Origin of the sequence: Flavobacterium sp. FlaQc-57 (genome assembly GCF_044007395.1) — a bacterium.
GTDB lineage: Bacteria > Bacteroidota > Bacteroidia > Flavobacteriales > Flavobacteriaceae > Flavobacterium.
In genome coordinates this window covers 257,536-277,456 of record NZ_JBIPDA010000001.1, presented here as the reverse complement: position 1 = coordinate 277,456, position 19,921 = coordinate 257,536, and the positions used below count along the sequence as shown (strand labels likewise).

At 33.1% G+C, this 19,921-nt stretch carries 15 protein-coding genes and 1 tRNA gene; 7 read left to right on the top strand and 9 right to left on the bottom strand.

Going from position 1 to position 19,921, the window contains the following annotated elements:
- Positions 1-29: 29 nt before the first annotated feature.
- Positions 30-103 (bottom strand) — tRNA-Arg (locus ACHRVZ_RS01270).
- A gap of 114 nt (positions 104-217) precedes the next feature.
- Here ACHRVZ_RS01270 and ACHRVZ_RS01265 point away from each other — a divergent pair.
- A complete protein-coding gene (locus ACHRVZ_RS01265; RefSeq protein ID WP_395420249.1) occupies positions 218-730 on the top strand; it encodes an adenine phosphoribosyltransferase in 513 nt (170 codons plus the stop codon).
- 81 nt (positions 731-811) lie between these two features.
- Here the strand turns inward: ACHRVZ_RS01265 and pheT are convergent, their stop codons facing one another.
- Positions 812-3,232 carry a phenylalanine--tRNA ligase subunit beta gene (gene pheT, locus ACHRVZ_RS01260; protein WP_395420248.1) on the bottom strand — a complete coding sequence of 807 codons (2,421 nt, stop codon included), beginning with the start codon at positions 3,230-3,232 and terminating at the stop codon, positions 812-814.
- Between the two features lie 274 nt (positions 3,233-3,506).
- On the opposite strand from pheT, the gene ACHRVZ_RS01255 reads away from it, so the two are divergent.
- Together ACHRVZ_RS01255 and ACHRVZ_RS01250 are read left to right on the top strand one after the other, a co-directional pair.
- Positions 3,507-5,012, top strand: coding sequence for an aldehyde dehydrogenase family protein (locus tag ACHRVZ_RS01255; protein ID WP_395420247.1), 1,506 nt, complete (start codon positions 3,507-3,509; stop codon positions 5,010-5,012).
- A 76-nt stretch (positions 5,013-5,088) separates the two neighbouring features.
- Complete coding sequence (locus ACHRVZ_RS01250) at positions 5,089-5,463, top strand: DUF779 domain-containing protein (protein WP_395420245.1); 375 nt, start codon at positions 5,089-5,091, stop codon at positions 5,461-5,463.
- A gap of 214 nt (positions 5,464-5,677) precedes the next feature.
- Here the strand turns inward: ACHRVZ_RS01250 and ACHRVZ_RS01245 are convergent, their stop codons facing one another.
- The 5 genes from ACHRVZ_RS01245 to ACHRVZ_RS01225 form a co-directional block, all read right to left on the bottom strand.
- Positions 5,678-6,601: an AraC family transcriptional regulator N-terminal domain-containing protein gene (locus ACHRVZ_RS01245; protein WP_395420243.1), complete on the bottom strand. Its 924-nt coding sequence runs from the start codon at positions 6,599-6,601 to the stop codon at positions 5,678-5,680.
- Positions 6,602-6,673: 72 nt separating this feature from the next.
- The gene (locus ACHRVZ_RS01240) at positions 6,674-7,537 is read right to left on the bottom strand and encodes a bestrophin family protein (protein ID WP_395420241.1); all 864 of its coding nucleotides are present in this window, start codon (positions 7,535-7,537) and stop codon (positions 6,674-6,676) included.
- 27 nt (positions 7,538-7,564) lie between these two features.
- Positions 7,565-8,875 (bottom strand): TolC family protein, encoded by a 1,311-nt coding sequence (locus ACHRVZ_RS01235; protein ID WP_395420239.1) that lies wholly within the window; start codon positions 8,873-8,875, stop codon positions 7,565-7,567.
- 69 nt (positions 8,876-8,944) lie between these two features.
- The gene (locus ACHRVZ_RS01230) at positions 8,945-12,040 is read right to left on the bottom strand and encodes an efflux RND transporter permease subunit (RefSeq protein ID WP_395420237.1); all 3,096 of its coding nucleotides are present in this window, start codon (positions 12,038-12,040) and stop codon (positions 8,945-8,947) included.
- Between the two features lie 107 nt (positions 12,041-12,147).
- Positions 12,148-13,206, bottom strand: a complete 1,059-nt coding sequence (locus tag ACHRVZ_RS01225; RefSeq protein WP_395420236.1) for an efflux RND transporter periplasmic adaptor subunit — start codon at positions 13,204-13,206, stop codon at positions 12,148-12,150.
- Between the two features lie 542 nt (positions 13,207-13,748).
- Here ACHRVZ_RS01225 and ACHRVZ_RS01220 point away from each other — a divergent pair.
- The 3 genes from ACHRVZ_RS01220 to ACHRVZ_RS01210 all read left to right on the top strand — a co-directional run bounded on the left by ACHRVZ_RS01220 (position 13,749) and on the right by ACHRVZ_RS01210 (position 15,937).
- A complete protein-coding gene (locus tag ACHRVZ_RS01220; RefSeq protein ID WP_395420235.1) occupies positions 13,749-14,345 on the top strand; it encodes a TlpA family protein disulfide reductase in 597 nt (198 codons plus the stop codon).
- Positions 14,346-14,374: 29 nt separating this feature from the next.
- A complete protein-coding gene (locus tag ACHRVZ_RS01215) occupies positions 14,375-15,229 on the top strand; it encodes a hypothetical protein (protein WP_395420234.1) in 855 nt (284 codons plus the stop codon).
- A gap of 105 nt (positions 15,230-15,334) precedes the next feature.
- Positions 15,335-15,937: a PAS domain-containing protein gene (locus tag ACHRVZ_RS01210; protein ID WP_395420232.1), complete on the top strand. Its 603-nt coding sequence runs from the start codon at positions 15,335-15,337 to the stop codon at positions 15,935-15,937.
- A gap of 285 nt (positions 15,938-16,222) precedes the next feature.
- Here ACHRVZ_RS01210 and recG read toward each other — a convergent pair whose 3' ends face one another.
- A complete protein-coding gene (recG, locus tag ACHRVZ_RS01205) occupies positions 16,223-18,331 on the bottom strand; it encodes an ATP-dependent DNA helicase RecG (RefSeq protein WP_395420231.1) in 2,109 nt (702 codons plus the stop codon).
- 216 nt (positions 18,332-18,547) lie between these two features.
- Here recG and ACHRVZ_RS01200 point away from each other — a divergent pair, with 216 nt between their 5' ends.
- Entirely contained in the window at positions 18,548-19,093 is a 546-nt protein-coding gene (locus ACHRVZ_RS01200; protein WP_395420230.1) for a DUF1697 domain-containing protein, read from the top strand.
- Positions 19,094-19,172: 79 nt separating this feature from the next.
- Here ACHRVZ_RS01200 and ACHRVZ_RS01195 read toward each other — a convergent pair whose 3' ends face one another.
- Positions 19,173-19,919, bottom strand: coding sequence for a diphthine--ammonia ligase (locus tag ACHRVZ_RS01195; protein ID WP_395420229.1), 747 nt, complete (start codon positions 19,917-19,919; stop codon positions 19,173-19,175).
- Positions 19,920-19,921 lie beyond the last annotated feature (2 nt).

Here is a 19,921-nt window from a genome sequence, read left to right as displayed (position 1 = left end):
ATTTCGTTAGAAATGGGATTTTAATTTTGTGACCTCGACTGGATTCAAACCAGTAACCTCTTGAGCCGTAATCAAGTGCGCTATTCAGTTGCGCCACGAGGCCGTTTTGTTGTCAATTAGCTATTTTTTTGTAACTTCGTTGACTGCTTATTGCGGGTGCAAAGATAGAAAGAAATGTGAGATATACAAGCATAAAATAACATAAAATTTAAAAAAAATGAAGATTGAAAATTATATACGTGATATTCAGGGTTTTCCTAAAAAAGAAATTTTGTTTAAAGATATCACTCCGTTGCTAAATGATCCAATTGCAAGGAAAGAATGCCTTTCAATTTTAATAAATTCTTTAAAAGGACAAAAAATAGATAAAGTGGTAGGAGCAGAGAGCCGTGGTTTTTTCTTCGGTATCTTATTGGCACAAGAATTAAATGCAGGTTTTGTTCCGGTAAGGAAGCCAAATAAATTGCCATACGATAAAATTTCGGCTTCCTATGCGTTAGAATATGGCACGGACAGTTTAGAGATGCATATCGACGCGATAAAGAAGGGAGAGAAGGTTTTGGTTCATGATGATGTTTTAGCAACAGGAGGAACCGCTAAAGCAGTTTGTGAGTTGGTAGAGAAATTAGGTGGTGAAATTGTACAGTGTAATTTTCTAATGGAACTAACTTTCCTGAACGGAAGAGAAAAAATCAAAGAGTATCCAATTTTTGCTGCTTTGACTTATTAAAAGTGAAAAAGAGGAATAAAAAAAAATCCCAATTCTATAATTTTTAGAATTGGGATTTTTACTATAATTTGAAAACAATTTTTATCTTAAAGTTGCTCCAAGTTCAGTCTCAAAAGTTTGTTGCAGTTTCGACATGATTTTATCAATTTGAGCATCTGTAAGCGTTTTTGTATTGTCTTGAATAGTGAAGCTCAATGCATACGATTTTTTGCCTTCAGGAAGTTTTTCGCCTTCATAAACATCAAATAAGTTAATGTCTTTTAAAAGTGATTTTTCAGTTTGCTTCGCAAGATTAAAAATACTTTCATAAGTAGTTTCTTTGTCAATCAATAAAGCTAAATCTCTACGAACTTCAGGATATTTTGGAATCTCACTGTACTTAATTTTTCCTGTAATGATTTTTAGAACCAAGTCCCAGTTAAAATCAGCAAAGTAAACATCTTGCTTGATACCAAAAGTTTTTAGAATTGATTTTTTTACAACTCCCATTTCTACTAAAACATCATTGTTGTAAGTAATTGCAGTTCCTTCTGAGAAAATATCTGATTGAACCGGTGCATTCGAAATCTTATCAATTCCTAAACGCGCCAAAATACCTTTTACATATCCTTTTAATAAAAAGAAATCAGTTGTTTTTTGTGGGTTTGTCCAGCTTTCTTTATTTCTGTTTCCAGATAATAATAAAGTTAGGTGTTTGTGCTCTTCGTATCCGTTAAGATATTTGTGATATGATTTACCGTATTCAAATAATTTTAAATCTGAATTTTTTCTGTTGATGTTATATGAGATTGCTTCTAAACCAGAAAACAACAAAGATTGGCGCATTGTAGATAAATCACTACTCAACGGATTCAATATCGTTACATTATGCTCTTCTTTTAAAACAGTCGACAATTTAGCGTAAGCAGCTGTTGTTAAAGAATTTGCCATCATTTCATGAAAACCTTGCGAGTTTAGCTGAGAGGCAATTACATTTTGTACTTTATAATCTTCCGTTCTTGGTGAGTTAGAAACAGTTGCATTGAATTTTTTAGAAAAATTAATGTTATTGTATCCATAAACTCTCAAAATCTCTTCGATTACATCAATTTCACGTTGTACATCAACACGATAAGCAGGAATAGTTAATCCTAATCCAGAATCAGAAACGCTGTTTACTTTTATGTCTAAAGAAACCAATATTTTTTTGATGGTATCTTTTGGAATTTCCTGTCCAATAATTTTTGAAACGTGGCTGAAGTTCAGTAAAACTGAAAAATCTTCCACTTTTTTAGGATATACCTCTACAACATCAGAAGTTATTTTTCCGCCCGCTACTTCTAAAATTAAAAGTGCAGCACGTTTTAGAGCATATTCAGTGATTGTAGGGTCAATTCCTCTTTCAAATCTAAAAGAAGCATCAGTGTTTAATTGGTGTCTTTTAGCTGTTTTACGAACGCTTACAGCATCAAAATAAGCACTTTCCAGGAATATAGTCGTTGTACCTTCTGTTACACCGGATTTTTTTCCTCCAAAAACTCCTGCAATACAAAGCGGACCTTTTTCGTCGCAAATCATCAAATCTTCTTTATGTAATGTTCTTTCAACATCATCAAGAGTGACAAATTTTGTTCCTTCAGGAAGTGTTTTTACAATTATTTTCCCATTGACTTTTGCAGCGTCAAATGCATGAAGCGGCTGTCCTAATTCATGTAAAACATAATTAGTAACATCGACAATGTTATTTTTAGGAGTTAATCCAATAGCTTTTAAACGATCTTGCAGCCATGCAGGAGATTCCTGAACAGAAATTCCAGAAATAGTAACACCACAATATCTTGGCGCTAGAAGAGGCTCTTCAACATTTACGTCAATTTTTAAAGTACGCATGTCAACTCTAAAGTTGCTCACAGATGGTGTAATCAATTCGACATTTACACCACGTTGTAACATTCCTGCTCTTAAATCACGAGCAGTTCCAAGATGACTCATAGCATCAGCACGATTTGGAGTTAATCCAATTTCGAATACTTCATCATTAACAACTTGAAAAACTTCTGAAGCACGAGTTCCCGGTACTAATTTCTCATCCAGAACCATGATTCCGTCGTGACCAGTACCTAGACCTAATTCATCTTCGGCACAAATCATTCCGTGGCTTTCCATTCCACGAATTTTTCCTTTTTTAATAGTAAATTCTACACCTTCTTTATCATACAAAATGGTTCCAATAGTGGCTACGGGAACTTTTTGTCCTGCAGCAACGTTAGCAGCGCCACAAACAATTTGTATAGGAGCTTCTAACCCAATATTTACAGTTGTAACTTTTAATCGGTCAGCATCGGGATGTTTTTCGCAAGTAAGTACGTGTCCTACAACAACTCCTTCTAAACCGCCTTTTATCGACTGGTATTTTTCGACAACTTCTACTTCAAGACCCAAATCTGTTAGTAATTCTGAAGTTTGCTCAGATGTCCAGTCTGTTTTAATAAATTGTTTTAACCAGTTGTAAGATATTTTCATGTTAACTTTTTTATTCTTGTATAAGGATACAAATATAAGGATTGCGTGTTGTAGTAAGAAACAATTTATTTGGTTTTTTTAGAGTGCATTTAATTTAAGTAAAAGCATCTCGTATTGAATAGTTTGTTTTTTTAATGCTAATTTTTTAATAATTAAATATTAAAAGTTAGTTATAAAAATGAATATGTAATTTTTGTGCTATTAGATGAATGAAAAGTGCTATTCTGAATCAAATTATGAAGGTAAATTTGAAATGAATCAAAAAGATATTATTATGAGTACTATTGCACAAAGACCTGAATTTAAGGCAAAATATGATAATTATATTAACGGAAAATTTACAGCGCCAATAAAGGGAGAATATTTTGATGTTATTTCTCCAATTGACGGAAAAGTTTTTACCAAAGCAGCACATTCAGGAAAAGAAGATTTGGAGCTTGCTGTTGATTCAGCTTATGAGGCATTCAAAACTTGGGGAAAAACATCAGTTACTGAAAGAAGTATTTTACTAAATAAGATTGCACAAAAAATAGAAGATAATCTCGAATATATTGCTACAGTTGAGACTATAGACAACGGAAAACCAATTAGAGAAACACTTGCAGCAGATATTCCGCTGGCGATCGATCATTTTAGATATTTTGCAGGAGTTATTCGTGCCGAAGAAAGTTCGATTGCAGAGTTGGATTCTCAAACAGTTTCAATTGCTTTAAGCGAACCTTTGGGAGTTGTAGCGCAAATTATTCCTTGGAATTTTCCGATTCTAATGGCTGTCTGGAAAATTGCTCCGGCATTAGCAGCAGGAAATACAATTGTTTTAAAACCAGCCGAAAGTACACCAATTTCTATTTTAGTATTGATGGAACTAATTGGAGATATTCTTCCAAAAGGAGTTCTGAATATAGTAAACGGTTTTGGTGCTGAACTTGGACGTCCTTTAGTAACAAACAAAAAAGTTGCTAAAGCTGCTTTTACTGGTTCTACTACAACCGGGCGTTTGGTTATGCAATATGCGACTGAAAATATTATTCCGGTTACGCTTGAACTTGGAGGAAAATCTCCTAATATTTTCTTTCCGTCAGTAGCAGATCATGATGATGATTTCTTTGATAAAGCGATTGAAGGAGCAGTTTTATTTGCCTTGAATCAGGGAGAAATTTGTACCTGTCCGTCAAGATTGTTAATTCATGAAGATATTTACGACAAGTTTATTGCAAGAGTGATCGAAAGAACTGAAGCGATTATAAAAGGAAATCCTCTGGATAGATCGACGATGATTGGTGCACAAACATCATTAGTTCAGAAAGAAAAAATCATGTCTTATATTAAATTAGGAAAAGAAGAAGGTGCCGAATTATTGACAGGAGGAGATGAAAATCATCTTGGAGGAGATCTTGAAGGAGGTTACTATATTAAGCCTACTTTGTTTAAAGGACATAATAAAATGAGAATTTTCCAAGAAGAAATCTTTGGACCTGTTCTCGCAGTTACGACTTTTAAAACGACTGAAGAAGCTATTGAAATTGCGAATGACACAATGTACGGTTTGGGGGCCGGTGTCTGGACTCGTGATGCACACGAAATTTATCAGGTGCCAAGAGCAATTCAGTCAGGTCGTGTCTGGATCAATCAATATCATTCTTATCCTGCGGGCGCGCCTTTTGGAGGTTACAAACAATCAGGAATTGGTCGCGAAAATCATAAAATGATGTTAGGTCAATATCGTCAGACGAAAAATATGCTAATTTCTTATGATAAAAAGAAGTTGGGTTTCTTTTGATTAGATTAGTATGTTGGTTTGAAAAGGTAAGTTTCTGACTTACCTTTTTTTTTAAGTTTAATTTAAAATGAACGTCATGATAAAGAGAATTGATGCAACGGAAAAAGCTATAGAATTAATAAATATTCTAAAGGAAAAACACGGCGATTTAATGTTTTATCAAGCCGGAGGATGTTGTGAAGGAACGCAGCCGCAATGTTTTGAAAAAGGAGGATATTATCAGCGAATGGGTGATGTTTGTATTGGTACAATTGAAGATACCGAATTTTGGGTTGATAAGGATTTATTTGAATATTGGAAACACGCACATTTTACTTTAACTGTAATTGATGCTTTTGGTGTTGGAGGTTTTTCACTAGAAACTCCACTAAAAAAGACTTTCCAGATAGAATATAGAATTTTTACTGAGGAAGAAGAAAAAGATTTAGAACCGGTTAGGTTTATAGAATGAGGAAAAAGGTTCAAAGTTGCAATGGTGTATTAGGAACAAAGGTTTTTGTAGAGACGTACAGCAGTGCGTCTTTTTTTTATATGATGTTTTAGATTTAGAAGCAACGGATTTTAATCTATTTTTAGGATTCTTTAAAAGACAAAAATATGCGTTCTCAAAGCAAAAACCTTTGTCTCTTCCATCTCTGAGCCTTTGCATCTTTTAAAAAAAAAACTCAGTTCACATGCAACAACTGATATTGCTTCGGAGTAATACCTTCGTGTTTTTTAAATAGTCTGATGAAGTAATTTGCGTCTTCAAATCCGGATAAATAACAAACCTCATTAATTTGTATTCCCGGGTTTCTAAGTAGTTTTTTTGCGTATTTTATTTTTTCATTCAAAACATACTCAATCGGACTCATGCCTAATTCTCGTTTAAAAAAACGGTAAAATGAAGCTGTACTCATGCAGGCTTTATCGCTCAGACTTTTGAGATTTATATTTTCTTTTAAATTGAGTTTGATAAATTCGGTCACTTCAAAAATTGGATTATTGGCTTGAATATAAATCCCTTCATCAATTGATTTTATGGTTTGTGTCTGGATGATACGGATTAACAATTCTTGTAATGTCAAGTCTGCTAAAGCATCTTTGGTTATCGAAGTGCTCATGCATTCTTTAATAAGCTTACTTATAGTTGTAGCAAGATCTACATTATTGTAAAAAAAATAATTCTGATAATTGAGCTGCCAATAGGAATCGGTACCTTCTTTTGGATAACGTTCGTTTAAGAAATTTAAAGTATCTGTTATTTTAGATTTATCAATTGCTAGTGCGAGGCATTGAGTCGGATTTTCTCTTGAAGCTTCCGGAAAATCAATTTTCATTTCAACATTCGACGGAATCACAACGGTTTCTCCAGGCAGATAATCAAAACCCGGTTCGTCAAAAAGATGCATTACTTTTTTACCTCTTAGCATACTGGTTACGACAAAATCGTTAAATTTTAGCGGAACTAATTCAGATGATTCGTAGGTTTCAAAGATGTTTAATTCGCAATGATTCAAGGTATAAACACTCCTGTTTTCTACAAGTGTTTTTAGCGATTTTTCATTTGATAAATGAGGCGGATGAATTAAAACACGTTGATTATGCATTGCGATTAAGTTTTAAGTAAAGACTTTAAATTTAATCAAAATAAGTATAAGAATCTTAGATTTAACGTTTTATTAAATCAGTTCTTCAACATGTTTTTTAATGTTTTCGGCTATTTTTTTTGTTGGCAGATCATTTTCATCTTCTCCAAACGGGTCCTCAATTTCTTCAGCAATAAGCTCTAAACTTGCCAGTACGTAAAAAATAAAAACAACTACAGGAGCAACTAGATATCCTAAACTTACAGAATATCCAAAAGGAAGTGTCATGGTGTAAAAGAAGATGAATTTTTTTATAAAAGCGCTGTAAGAGTAGGGAATAGGTGTATTTTTGATTCTTTCGCATGCACCACAAATGTCTGTAAAAGCTTGCAGTTCATCGTTTAGAATAATAAGCTGTTCCCCCGTGATTTTTTTTGCATCGTAAAGATCATTAATCTTATGATACATCATTCTTTTAACCTGATTGGGCTTGTGTTTGTGATGGTCAATTTCTAAATCTACATCGTCAAAAAGTTGCCTGCTGGTTTCAGAATCATGCAAATGTTTGTGTAGAATATTAGCATAAGTGGGAATGATTTTTCTGAAGAATTTTCGATCGTTTTCATCTTTCAGCATTGCCGAAAGTTTAATAGCCAGATTACGGCTATTATTAACGAGACCTCCCCATAATTTTCGTCCTTCCCACCAGCGATCGTAAGCTGTATTGGTTCTAAAAACTAATAATAACGAAATAACAAAACCCAACATTCCATGCATAATTGGAATATTATGGATATAATCATTTTTCCCAATCTTAAAATAGTAAATTTCAAGATAACCAACAAGAGCAGAGTAAATTGCTATAGCAATCATGATAGGGAAAAGTTTTCTAACCGTATCAGATTTATGAAAGTGGAAAATAAATGTAAACCAATCTTTGGTATTGTATGAAATCATTAAAGTAAGTTTTTAAACAAATTTACTTTAAAAATTAATATTTCCTGCCAATTCTTTTAAAGCAATTTCAGATAATTTTGCCTCATATTGAGCGTTACTGTAACGCACTTTTGCATTTACGTAGTTCAATTGAGCCGTTCTGAAATCAAGTGTTGTTATAGTTCCAATTCTGAATTTATCTAATGTAATATCTAAATTTTGTTTTGCGATCGTTACGTTGTCTTCTTCAAGATTAATTAATTCCAGGTTAGTTAGGTAAGTTTGAAAAGCAGTGCTTAATTGCGTATTCAAAATCATGTTTTGCTGCTCTATTGCGATCTGAGAATTCTCAATTTGCAGTTTTGCTACTTTTTCATTTCGATGTTGATTCAATCCGTCAAATACATTTATTGAAGCATTAAAACCGTAATTAAAACCTTTTGACGAAGCCGAGCTTGTAAAACCTAAACTTGACTGACTTTCTGTAAAATTATATCCTGAAGTTAAATTTACTATAGGATATCGGTCAGCTTTTACTTGTTTCAATTGCAGTTCGGCAATTCGTTTATTTATTATTTGTGATTCTAAAGCCGGATTTTGTTTTTGTGCTAAATCCATTAAATCAACTAAAACCAATTTGCTATCTACAGAAACCTGATTGGTTACCGTAAAATTTACTTTTGGATCACGAGCTAAATATTGATTCAGTAAAATTTTAGCATTTGCATAAGATTCTTTTTGTCTCAATAATGCGACCTGATCAGAGTTTAAATCAACCTGAGCATTTAAAACTTCCAGTTTTGAAGCTTTTCCAATGCTAAATCGGTTTTGAGCCAATGTTAATCTTTGTTTCGAAATTACGATTGTAGTATCTAATGCTGCTAGCTGCTGTTGCTGTTGCACTAAGTCGTAATATGCGCTGTTTACCTGACCAATTTTGACCAATACAGTTCGTTTTAATTCAGAATCGCCAAGTTTTTGTAATTCTTTTAACTGGTCTAATCTGGCAAACATTTTCATTCCGTCAAAAACCGTCCATCCTAAACTTACACCGTAATTTAAATTGTTATTTTTCGCATTATTTAAAGATGTCGAAGTTCCGTCCTGACGTGTTTGTGATGAATTAGTCACGCTGTTATTGTCGGTTATTGAAGCAGTTGCTGTTGGCAGCATTCCAGCGTTTCCGATAGTGACATTCGTATCGCTTATTTTTGAATTGTTCTTCGCAATTTTAATTTCAAAATTATTTTCTAAAGCTATTTTCATCGCATCTTCAATAGTCAGAACTTCCTGTGCATTTATTTTTGTAATGCATAAGAAGAAAAATATTAAAGTGCGGAATAAAATTTTAGTATTCATATTAGGTTTTCTTTTGCTTAAAATTCACGAATTAAAATATCTAAAATCCGTGAATTTTTGGCTAATAAATTATTTACTTTCTCTTTCGTATTCTTCAATATGGTCAAATTCCGGATAATGCTTTCTTTCTTTAGACCACATGAAGTAAATCGCAGGAATTACAAAAAGCGTTAAAGCTAATGAGAAAATAGTTCCTCCAACAATAACAACTCCCATTCCGATTCTACTTGTAGACGCTGCTCCAAGTGACATTGCAATTGGTAAAGCTCCTAAAGCAATTGCTAAACTTGTCATTAAAATGGGGCGTAAACGAGCTTCTGAAGCTTCTAGAATTGCCTCTAATTTTGGTTTTCCCTGTTCTCGTAACTGATTCGCAAATTCGACGATCAAAATACCATTTTTAGTTACCAGACCAATAAGCATTACGGTTCCAATTTGGCTGAAAATATTCCAGGTTTGATTGAATAACCATAACGAGAATAAAGCTCCCGCAACCGCCATTGGCACAGTTAAAATAATAATAAGCGGATCAATAAAGCTCTCGAATTGTGCCGCAAGAATTAAAAAGATTAATAGTAAAGCCAGACCAAAAGCGAAAGAAGTATTAGAGCTACTTTCAACAAAATCGCGCGATTCACCACTTAAATCAGTTGTAAAACTTTCATCTAAAACTTTAGCTTTAATTCTATCCATTTCGGCAATACCATCACTAATACTTTTTCCTGGTGCTAAACCGGCAGCAACTGTCGCTGACATATAACGGTTATTGTGGTACAATTGAGGAGGATTACTTTGTTCCTCAACATTAACAACGTTATCCATTTGAATCAATTCACCTTTTTTGTTTTTTACAAACATCGAAGTTAAATCCAAAGGTTTAGATCTGTCTTTTTGATCAAATTGACCAATAACCTGATATTGTTTTCCGTTTTTAATAAAGTAACCAAAACGTTGTCCGCTTAAAGAAAGCTGCAGAGTTTGCGCAATATCGATAATAGAAATCCCTAAACTTTCGGCTTTTGCACGATCGATACTTACATTTATTTCAGGTTTATTAAATTTTAAATTTACATCTGTTGTAGAGAATACATCGCTTTTACCTACTTCATCCATAAAAACAGGAACTTTTTCTCTTAGTTTTTCAAAAGTCGGCGCCTGAATAATGTACTGTATCGGAAGACCTCCACGTCTGTTTACAGCAATTGTAGGTTGTTGTGTTACCGACGTTTTTGCGCTTGGATATTTTTTTGTCCATTTAGTTAATTTATCGGCAATTTCTTTTTGGGATGCTTTTCTTTCGCTGACATCTTTTAATGTAAGTCGTACTAATCCGGAGTTTACTGAATTTGAACTAAATCCGGGAGAAGTAATCACTAAACTAACTTTTTTCTCTGGAATAGAATCATCGATTAATTTAGAAATTTCCTGCATAAAACGATCTGTGTATTCATAAGAAGATCCTTCAGGAGTTGTCATTCTCATTGTTACAGAACTTCGGTCATCATATGGTGCTGTTTCTTTTGGAAGTATTGTGAAAAACAAATAAATCAATCCAAAACAGGCAATTAAAATCGGAAAACTAATCCATTTTTTATCCATAAAACGATTCAATGCATCAGCATAACCGCTATTTAATTTTTCGAAAAATGGTTCCGTTTTAATGTAGAATTTCGATTTTTTCTGTTCGCCGCCTTTCATCAAATAGGCATTTAACATAGGTGTTAAAGTCAAGGATACAAAGGCAGAAATTAATACAGCTGCACCAATTACGACACCAAATTCCCGAAAGAGTCGGCCTACGAAACCTTCCAGAAAAATTACAGGTAAAAATACAGCCGCTAATGTTACCGAAATCGAAATTACAGCATAGAAAATTTCATTAGAACCTTTGATTGCTGCTTCAATTGGTGACATTCCTTCTTCGACTTTTTTGAAGATGTTCTCAGTTACTACAATTCCGTCGTCGACGACCAAACCAGTTGCTAAAACAATGGCTAATAATGTCAATACATTGATAGAGAATCCAAAAAGCCACATAATGAAAAATGTAGCAATCAACGAAACAGGAATATCGATTAAAGGTCTGAAAGCGATCGCCCAATCTCTAAAGAATAAATAAATAATGATGATTACTAAAATAATCGAAATACCTAAAGTTTCAGCAACTTCAAGTACAGATTTCTTTACGAAAATTGTGTTGTCAAGTGCAATATTTAATTTGATATCTTTTGGAAGATCTTTCTTTAAAGCTTCGTATTTTTTATAAAATTCTTTTGAAATATCTAAGTAATTGGCGCCCGGCATTGGTACAATTGCCAAACCAATTAACGGTAATCCAGATTGGCTTAGTTTTGTTTCTAAGTTTTCAGGTCCTAATTCAGCACCTCCAACATCGCTCAAACGAACGATTTTATCACCATCAGTACGAATGATAATATTATTAAATTCTTCTGGTTTAGAAAGATTTCCAATGGTTTTTACAGTAAGTTCTGTATTATTTCCCGTTAGTTTTCCCGAAGGTAATTCTACGTTTTGCGCATTTAAGGCATCACGAACTTCGGCAACAGTACAGCCATAAGCGGCTAATTTTACGGGATCAATCCATAAACGCATAGCGTAGCGTTTTTGTCCCCAAATTTGAACAGCACTAACACCCGGAATTGTTTCTAATCGTTGCGAAATTACATTTTCAGCATAATCACTTAATTCTAAAGAACTTCGTGTATCGCTTTGAACTGTCATCGAGATAATAGCTTCACTATCAGCATCAGCTTTAGATACAACCGGCGGTGCATCAATGTCTTGCGGTAAACTTCTAACGGCTTGTGATACTTTGTCACGAACGTCATTTGCAGCTTCTTCCAGATTTTTATCCAGATTAAACTCAATTGTAATATTACTGCTTCCTTGATTACTTGAAGAAGTTATATTTCTAATTCCGTCAATCGCATTTACGGCTTTTTCAAGTGGTTCTGTAATTTGAGATTCTATAATATCAGAATTGGCTCCTGTGTAATTTGTTCTAATAGAAACCTGCGCAGGGTCAATCGAAGGAAATTCCCTTACACCCAAAAAAGTATAACCAATGAAACCGAATAAAATAATCAGAAGATTCAGTACAATGGTTAAAACAGGTCTTTTTATGCTTGTTGTTGATAAACTCATGTGAGATTTTAGATTTTAGATTGTTGATATAGATTTTAGATGTCTAATATCTATATTCAAGTCTTATGACTTTCGGCTTTAAGACTTGCAACTTTATGACTTTATAACTATTTTACAGTAACTTTTACGGGAGCTTCATTTTTTAATGACATAACACCACTTGTAATTAAAGTATCTCCAGCTTTCAATCCTGATAAAATCAAAATTGAAGAGTCAGTTCTAGTTGTGGCATCAACCATAACTTCTTTTGCTTTTCCCATATCGGCAATAAATACTTTTTTACCGTCTTGTACCGGTACAATGGCTTGAGAAGGAACAACAATGGCATCTTTGATGATATTTAACGGTAATTTTATATCAGCAAAAGTTCCCGGGAAAAGTTTTCCGTCTATATTATCAGCAATTGCTCGAATTTGTAAAGTACGTGTAGCAACAGCAACTTCAGGTTCGATTGCATAAATCTTTGCTGAATAGGTCTTATCTGAACCAGAAACTGTAAAATCTATTGATGATCCTGTTTTTACTTGCGATGCATATTTTTCAGGAATAGAGAATGTAATTTTTAATTTTCCGGTATTTACCAATTTTGCTACCAAAACAGTTGGCGTAATATAAGTTCCGGGTGAAATAGAACGTAAACCAATTTTTCCTGAAAAAGGGGCTTTAACAGATGTTTTTGAAATTTGCGCTCTAATTAATTGGCTTTGCGCCTGCGCCGATGCGTGGTCTGCCTTTGCAACATCAAATTCTTCCTGGCTAATTGCTTCTTTCTGAAGCAATAGCTTGGCTCTTCTTTCGTTTTCAGCTGCCAAACCTTCTTTTGTTGTTGCTTGTCTTAGTTGCGCTTTTAATTCGATATCATTAACTTTAAAAAGTACCTGACCTTTGTTTACATTGCTACCTTCATTAAAGTAAATTCCTTCTACAATTCCTGAAACTTCGCTATGAATTTCTACTTGTTCGTTTGCTTCAATAGATCCGGATAAAGATAGATTATTGTCAAAAGTAGAAGTTTTCACTACAATTCCTGAAACTGTTATTGGAGCTCCTTTGTCTCCAGATTTTTTTGATTCGTCGTTTTTGTTCTTGTTTGATACGACTCTGTAGGCAATAAATCCTCCTATAACAATGATTAATAGGGCGTAAACTAGGTTTTTTACTTTCATAAAATTGAGGTAAATGTATTTTTGGGTATATAATTTAGTAAGCTCACAAATTTAACTTTTTGAAGCGAAAACGAAAGAGCTAAGTCTTTTATTTAACACTTGTACGTACAAATTTTAAATTATGATTTAAGTTGGACTAATTTTCTTCACAATGGTTTAATGTGGGTTGAAAAAAAAAAATTAATTAGTTAATCGGAAGAAATGCAGTTTACTATTTATACTTGCCAAAAGGGATTGTTGTTTAGGTTTTTACGCACAAATAAAGTAGAATTACGTGTACTGAAACTAAGATAAAACTGATAAATAAATATTTTAAGGTATTTTGTCCGATTTATTTTGCACTTTATCGATTTAATTCGTAACATTGATAAGCTTAAACAAAATGATAGTTTTTTTGTGCGAATAGTAATGTTTTTGAAGGTTAAGCGGGAATATGTGTAGGTTTTTTATTTGTTTTTAAGTTAATTTTTTTAAATAATAAAATAAATCAATTAACAATTGTTTAGACATTTTTCGTTTCGGTAACCTCAAAACTACTTTTTATGATAAAAAAACTACTTGCTGGATTATGGTTTACTTTATTACTTGTTGCAATTTCGGCTTTGTTTTGGCAGAATGAATTTAAATATAGTTTGCCTACACCAATTCCTAAAAATTATCATGATATAGCCATGGGAAGTAGGGTTGATTTAAAATGTTGTGTGAGTGGTGGCAAGCCAATTTTTATACACTTTTTTAATCCTGATTGCCCTTGTTCACGCTTTAACGTTCCTCACGTAACTGAACTAATTAAAAAGTACGGCGATCGAATCAATTTTAAAATTGTGGTATTGAATAAAGAGAAAACTTTTACAATAGCAGAAATTCAAAATAAGTTTGACGCCAAAATTCCCGTTTATTTTGATGATGGTATTGCAAAAAGCTGTGGTGTTTTCTCGACTCCTCAAGCTGTTCTTATAGATGCTTCTCAAAAATTATACTATCGTGGAAATTACAATAAAACCAGGTATTGCACTAATGCAGATAGCAATTATGCCCAAATGGCAATAGATTCATTATTAAAACAAAATCAGTCCCCTTCATTTGATGCTTTAGCTCTCCGAGCTTACGGATGTTCATTACCAAAATGCACTAAATAAATCTATTTCTTAACCTAATTCTTTAATTTATGAAAACAAAAGCCAGTTTGAATGAACAAGATTATCTGCACAATTTTATGTCTACGATGACGCAAAAATCAGATATAATAATTAATTACGTTCTTGCTATTTACTTTTTTCTCGGGATTGCCTTAGCTTTTAAGTATGATACGTTTGAGATTGGAGTAGGAGTCGGAACCTTAAATTTGTTGTTGTATTACTCAGCAAAATTTTTCTTTAAAAACTCTAATTTTTATCAGTATGTGTTGTCAGTAGTTTTGGCAATTTTTATGGCGCAGTACATTTATCAAATGCACGGATTGTTTGAGATGCACTTTACCGTTTTTATTGCGAGTACAATCTTGATTATTTACCAGAACTGGAAACTGCAAATTCCGCTTACACTTTTGGTAGTGCTGCATCACGGAGCTTTGGCTTATATGCAAAATACCGTTTTTAATGATCCAAAGGGATTACAATTGTATTTTTCGCAAGTGAATTTTGATTTAGAAACATTTCTTATACACGTTGTTTTGGCAGCAGTAGTGTTTTTTATGAATGGATATTGGGCTTATTATTTTAAAGAACACAGTCAAAATCATATTTCTAAAATCTCTGATGAATATGAGTTAGAGAATATCAAATTAGCATCTGCTAAATACAGCTCAATGACTGCTACAAAAGAGTATAATGATTTTATTCACAGAACAACTTTAGATTTAAAATTACCGGTAAGTTCAGTACTTAAGCTTATTGATGTTTCAAAAGGGCATACTGATAATGACAAATTATTGAGCTACTTAGAAATGATGCGAGAAAGTACTAAGAAAATAGACGATTTGGTCAACGATATTCATGTTAAATCGACGAATAGCAGAAGTTGAAAATTGGTATTAAATACTAAGAGATCAACTACTGAGTAGAATAATACTTTAAAGGAATTTAATTTATACGCAAAATGTAATACATTAATTTTAAATAGAAGATTTATGGATACCAGAATTACTCGCCCAACTCCATCAGACAGAGAAGTTGATTGGAATAAAACTAAAGTATTATTAAGCAAAACGGATACAAAAGGAACCATTTTGTATGCAAATGAAGATTTTATAGATGTTTCTGGTTATGATGAACATGAATTAATTGGCCACGCTCATAATATAGTTCGTCATCCTGATATGCCTAAAGTAATTTTTAAATTCTTATGGGATAGTATTAAATCGAGTGAGAATATTCATGTCATTATAAAAAATATGTCGAAAACTGGAAGATTCTATTGGGTAGTAACCGATTTTAAGATTATTGCTGATAACGATGGAGAAATTGCAGGTTTTTTTGGTACAAGAAAATCAGTTCCTGAAGAAATTATTACAAAGTTTATAGATCCGTTATACAAAAAGCTCTTGCATATCGAGGAAGTCAGCGGAGTAGGCGCTTCTGAAGATTATTTGATTGGTTTTCTGGAAGAACGCAAAAAAACATATATGGAATACATTGATCATCTGATTGCTACAGGAAAAGATGATAAAAATAAAATAAGCAAAGGACTTTTTAGCGGTCTTTTTGAAAAAAAAGCATCGCCTAAAAAATAAAATTAGTCCAAACAAGATACTTCATTGTACGAAATTAAATATTCAAACTTAAAAATTTGTCCCCCAACAAATCTAATCACCTAAGATAAAAGTTATTGAGTATTGAGGTTTGTTACAATGAAGTTTTTTTTAGTTTCTAAGCAACTAAGGCGCTAAGTTTCTAAGTGTTTTAGTCTGTTTTTTTATTTAAATTTTTTTTCGCAATCCAGTAATACTAAGAGCAGTAATAAGTTTTAAAATATGATACTAAAACTTAGAATCTTAACATCTCAGAACCTTAGCTCCTTAACTAATATAATTCCAAATATTTTTCTTTTTTGTCAATTCGATAAAAACAGCTTTTAAGATCGCGTGTTCTGGTTTTTGTAACGGGGCATCTTCTTTTAGAACTTTCATAGCATAATTACGAGCTAAACTTAAGATATCTCGGTCACGCACAATATCAGCAATTTGAAGATTTAAAACACCACTTTGTTGTGTTCCCATCAAGTCACCGGGTCCACGAAGTTTAAGATCTACTTCGGCAATTTCAAAACCGTCGTTGGTCTGTACCATTGTTGCCATTCTGGTTTTACTATCGTCGCTTAATTTATGGCTCGTCATTAAAATACAATAACTTTGTTCAGCACCACGACCAACGCGACCACGCAGCTGATGAAGTTGCGATAAACCAAAACGCTCCGCACTTTCAATAATCATGACACTTGCATTTGGTACATTAACACCAACTTCAATTACAGTTGTCGCCACCATTATGTTTGTTTTTCCTTCAGAAAAACGTTTCATTTCAGCATCTTTATCCGCAGGTTTCATTTTTCCGTGTAGAATTGAAATCGAATATTGAGGTAACGGAAAATCACGTGAAATACTTTCGTAACCGTCCATTAAATCCTTATAATCCATTTTTTCAGATTCCTTAATCAACGGATAAACAATGTAAATTTGTCTTCCTAAAGCAATTTCATCCCGAAGAAATTTCCATACTTTCAATCTGTTACTATCGAATCGATGAACGGTCTGAATTGGTTTTCTGCCTGGAGGCAATTCATCAATTACCGAAATATCTAAATCACCGTACAAACTCATTGCCAGAGTTCTCGGAATAGGAGTGGCGGTCATAACTAAAACGTGTGGCGGAATTTCATTTTTCTTCCACAATTTAGATCTTTGCTCCACGCCAAAACGATGCTGTTCATCAATTACGGCTAGGCCTAAATTATTGAATTTTACTTTATCTTCAAGTAAAGCATGCGTACCAATTAAAATATGCAAACTTCCATTCTCTAATTCTTCATGAATGATTCTTCGTGCTGCAATTTTGGTTGAACCGGTTAATATTTTTATGTTGATGTTTAACGTCTCCGCTAATTCTGATAAACCAATAAAATGCTGATTGGCAAGAATTTCAGTCGGTGCCATTAAACAAGCCTGAAAACCATTGTCAATCGCTAAGAGCATACTTAAAAAAGCCACAATAGTTTTTCCCGAACCTACATCTCCTTGTAATAATCGGTTCATTTGGGCATTACTTCCCATATCTGAACGGATTTCTTTCACCACTCTTTTTTGCGCGTTTGTAAGCTGAAAAGGCAAATGATTCTGATAAAATTCATTAAAAAACTCACCAACTTTTGTAAACGGATGTCCTTTTATTTTATGTTTTCGAATCAGGTTTTTAGTGATTAATTGCAATTGAATAAAGAATAATTCTTCGAATTTTAATCTGAATTGCGCTTTCGCTAAAGTATCGGTGTTTTTAGGAAAATGGATGTTAAATAAAGCTGCTCTTTTTGAGATAAGTTTTAATTCTTCAATCAAATAAGCCGGAAAAGTTTCGGTAAATAAAGCCTGAGTTTCAAGGAACAATTGCTCCATTAACTTATTAATGGTTCGGTTCGAAATTCCTCTATTAGTTAGTGTTTCTGTCGAAGGATAAACGGGCTGCATTGCTGATCGAAGACTTTTTTCATGTTCGCTTAGCAATTCAATTTCAGGATGCGCCATACTAAATTGGCTTCCATAAAGCGAGCATTTACCAAAAATCACACAAACTTCATTTAGTTTTAAACTTTCTCGAATCCATTTATGACCCTGAAACCAGTTTAAGTCGATTTGTCCTGTATCATCAACGAAAGTGGCAACCAAACGCTTTTTGTTTTTGGCAAATTCAACCGTTTTTATGTTGATGATTTTTCCAATAATCTGAACTTCCGCGCCCGTATTTTGAAGTTCGTTTATTTTATAATAACGCGTTCTGTCAATATAGCGATTCGGAAAAAAATTGACTAAATCTCTGTATTTATGAATACCCAATTCCTTACGAAGCAATTGACCGCGACTCGGGCCAACACCTTTTAAGTATTCAATTGGGGTTTCAAGGAGATTATTAGACATTATTTTTTAGATAGTTAGATCTTTAGATTTTAGACTTCTTAGATTAATAGAAAATAGAATAGAACCAAGAAAATTGAGATTACATTTTAGTCTGTTTTCTTTGTTCTATGATCTCTTCTCTTTCAAAAAGCGAAGATAGATTTTAATTAGGAAATTTGAAAATGAGGGAATTTAAAGTTTAGAAAATAATATCTTTGGAGGATAAAATTTTAAGAAATGACAACACATTTAGCACTTTTAAGAGGAATCAACGTTTCTGGTCACAATATGATGAAGATGGAAGCATTGAAAACAATGTTGGAGAATATTGGTTTTAAAAATGTGAGAACCTATCTTCAATCGGGAAATGTTTTTGTGGACACTGATGAAGAAAGCGCATCGAAAGTTGGTTTTATGATCAAGCAGGAAATTTTTAAAGTTTTCGGACACGAAGTTCCTACAATAGTAATTACTAAAGAAGATTTAGAATTGTGTTTTAAAAACAGTCCATTTTTGAAAGAGAAAGAAATAGATACTAAAAAATTATACGTAGCTTTTGTGTCAATTACGCTTAAAAGCGAAAATATAAATGATCTTAAAATCAGTCAGTTTAAGCCAGACGAAGCCAGTATTGATGGCAATAGAATTTTTATTAAATACGCGGTAGGTGCAGGAAAAACTAGATTTGATCAAAAATACATTGAGAAAAAATTGAATGTAACAGCAACAATAAGAAACTGGAATACGGTTACGAATTTGCTTAATATGTATAATGAAAATTAGAAAATGTGTCAATTAGAAAATGAGATAATTATGGAACGTTCTAAAATTATCAAACTGACACATTTTCTAATTGTCTAATTTAGTTTTTAGGTATCAAATCACAATACCAGAATCCAAAATCAAATGCATCACTGGCGCTTGTGTCACAAGCTGTATCAGATGAATCTTCGTTTTTTGGCTTTTCATATTTGCGATAAACAATTTCACCAACGTCAAAATTGACGGGTTCTGAAAAAATAGGCCCGTCAAAAGCAAAAGTATGAAATTCGCCGTTTTCACCACAAACATCTACGTTCTCCGGTAAATCATTAATGAAATCCTGATCGATAATTCGGCCAACAAAACTCTTATCCAAATAACGTTCGTTTACACAAACGACAATCGTTTTAAAACCAAGCGAAATAAACTCCTGAATTAAATTTTGTGTTGGAATTTTCCAAAGCGGAAAAACTCCTTCAAAACCTATTTTCGCTAATTGTTCTTCACGATATCGACGTAAATCTTCGAGAAAAATATCACCAAAAACAGAATGTGTAACACCTTTGTTTTTTAATTCAGTTAAAGTTTCAGTCATTACATTTTCATAAACTTCCATTGTTGGCATTTCTGGAATCTGCATGATTTTTAATGGTAAACCAATATTTTTTGCCTGCGCTTCTAAAAGTTCAACGCGAACACCGTGCATCGAAATTCGTTGAAATTGCTGGTTAACACTTGTCAATAAACACTCAATTTTAAAATCAAGATTTTGCAGAATTTTGTATAAAGCCAGAGCAGAATCTTTTCCGCTGCTCCAGTTAAATAAGGCTTTTTTTGGTGTTGACACGT

Coding starts and splice junctions, on each gene's coding strand:
- ACHRVZ_RS01230 (WP_395420237.1), bottom strand. CDS start 12,040: ATGAGTTTATCAACAACAAGCATAAAAAGACCTGTTTTAACCATTGTA.
- ACHRVZ_RS01265 (WP_395420249.1), top strand. CDS start 218: ATGAAGATTGAAAATTATATACGTGATATTCAGGGTTTTCCTAAAAAA.
- ACHRVZ_RS01200 (WP_395420230.1), top strand. CDS start 18,548: ATGACAACACATTTAGCACTTTTAAGAGGAATCAACGTTTCTGGTCAC.
- ACHRVZ_RS01245 (WP_395420243.1), bottom strand. CDS start 6,601: ATGCATAATCAACGTGTTTTAATTCATCCGCCTCATTTATCAAATGAA.
- ACHRVZ_RS01225 (WP_395420236.1), bottom strand. CDS start 13,206: ATGAAAGTAAAAAACCTAGTTTACGCCCTATTAATCATTGTTATAGGA.
- ACHRVZ_RS01240 (WP_395420241.1), bottom strand. CDS start 7,537: ATGATTTCATACAATACCAAAGATTGGTTTACATTTATTTTCCACTTT.
- ACHRVZ_RS01255 (WP_395420247.1), top strand. CDS start 3,507: ATGAGTACTATTGCACAAAGACCTGAATTTAAGGCAAAATATGATAAT.
- ACHRVZ_RS01250 (WP_395420245.1), top strand. CDS start 5,089: ATGATAAAGAGAATTGATGCAACGGAAAAAGCTATAGAATTAATAAAT.
- ACHRVZ_RS01235 (WP_395420239.1), bottom strand. CDS start 8,875: ATGAATACTAAAATTTTATTCCGCACTTTAATATTTTTCTTCTTATGC.
- ACHRVZ_RS01210 (WP_395420232.1), top strand. CDS start 15,335: ATGGATACCAGAATTACTCGCCCAACTCCATCAGACAGAGAAGTTGAT.
- pheT (WP_395420248.1), bottom strand. CDS start 3,232: ATGAAAATATCTTACAACTGGTTAAAACAATTTATTAAAACAGACTGG.
- ACHRVZ_RS01220 (WP_395420235.1), top strand. CDS start 13,749: ATGATAAAAAAACTACTTGCTGGATTATGGTTTACTTTATTACTTGTT.
- recG (WP_395420231.1), bottom strand. CDS start 18,331: ATGTCTAATAATCTCCTTGAAACCCCAATTGAATACTTAAAAGGTGTT.
- ACHRVZ_RS01215 (WP_395420234.1), top strand. CDS start 14,375: ATGAAAACAAAAGCCAGTTTGAATGAACAAGATTATCTGCACAATTTT.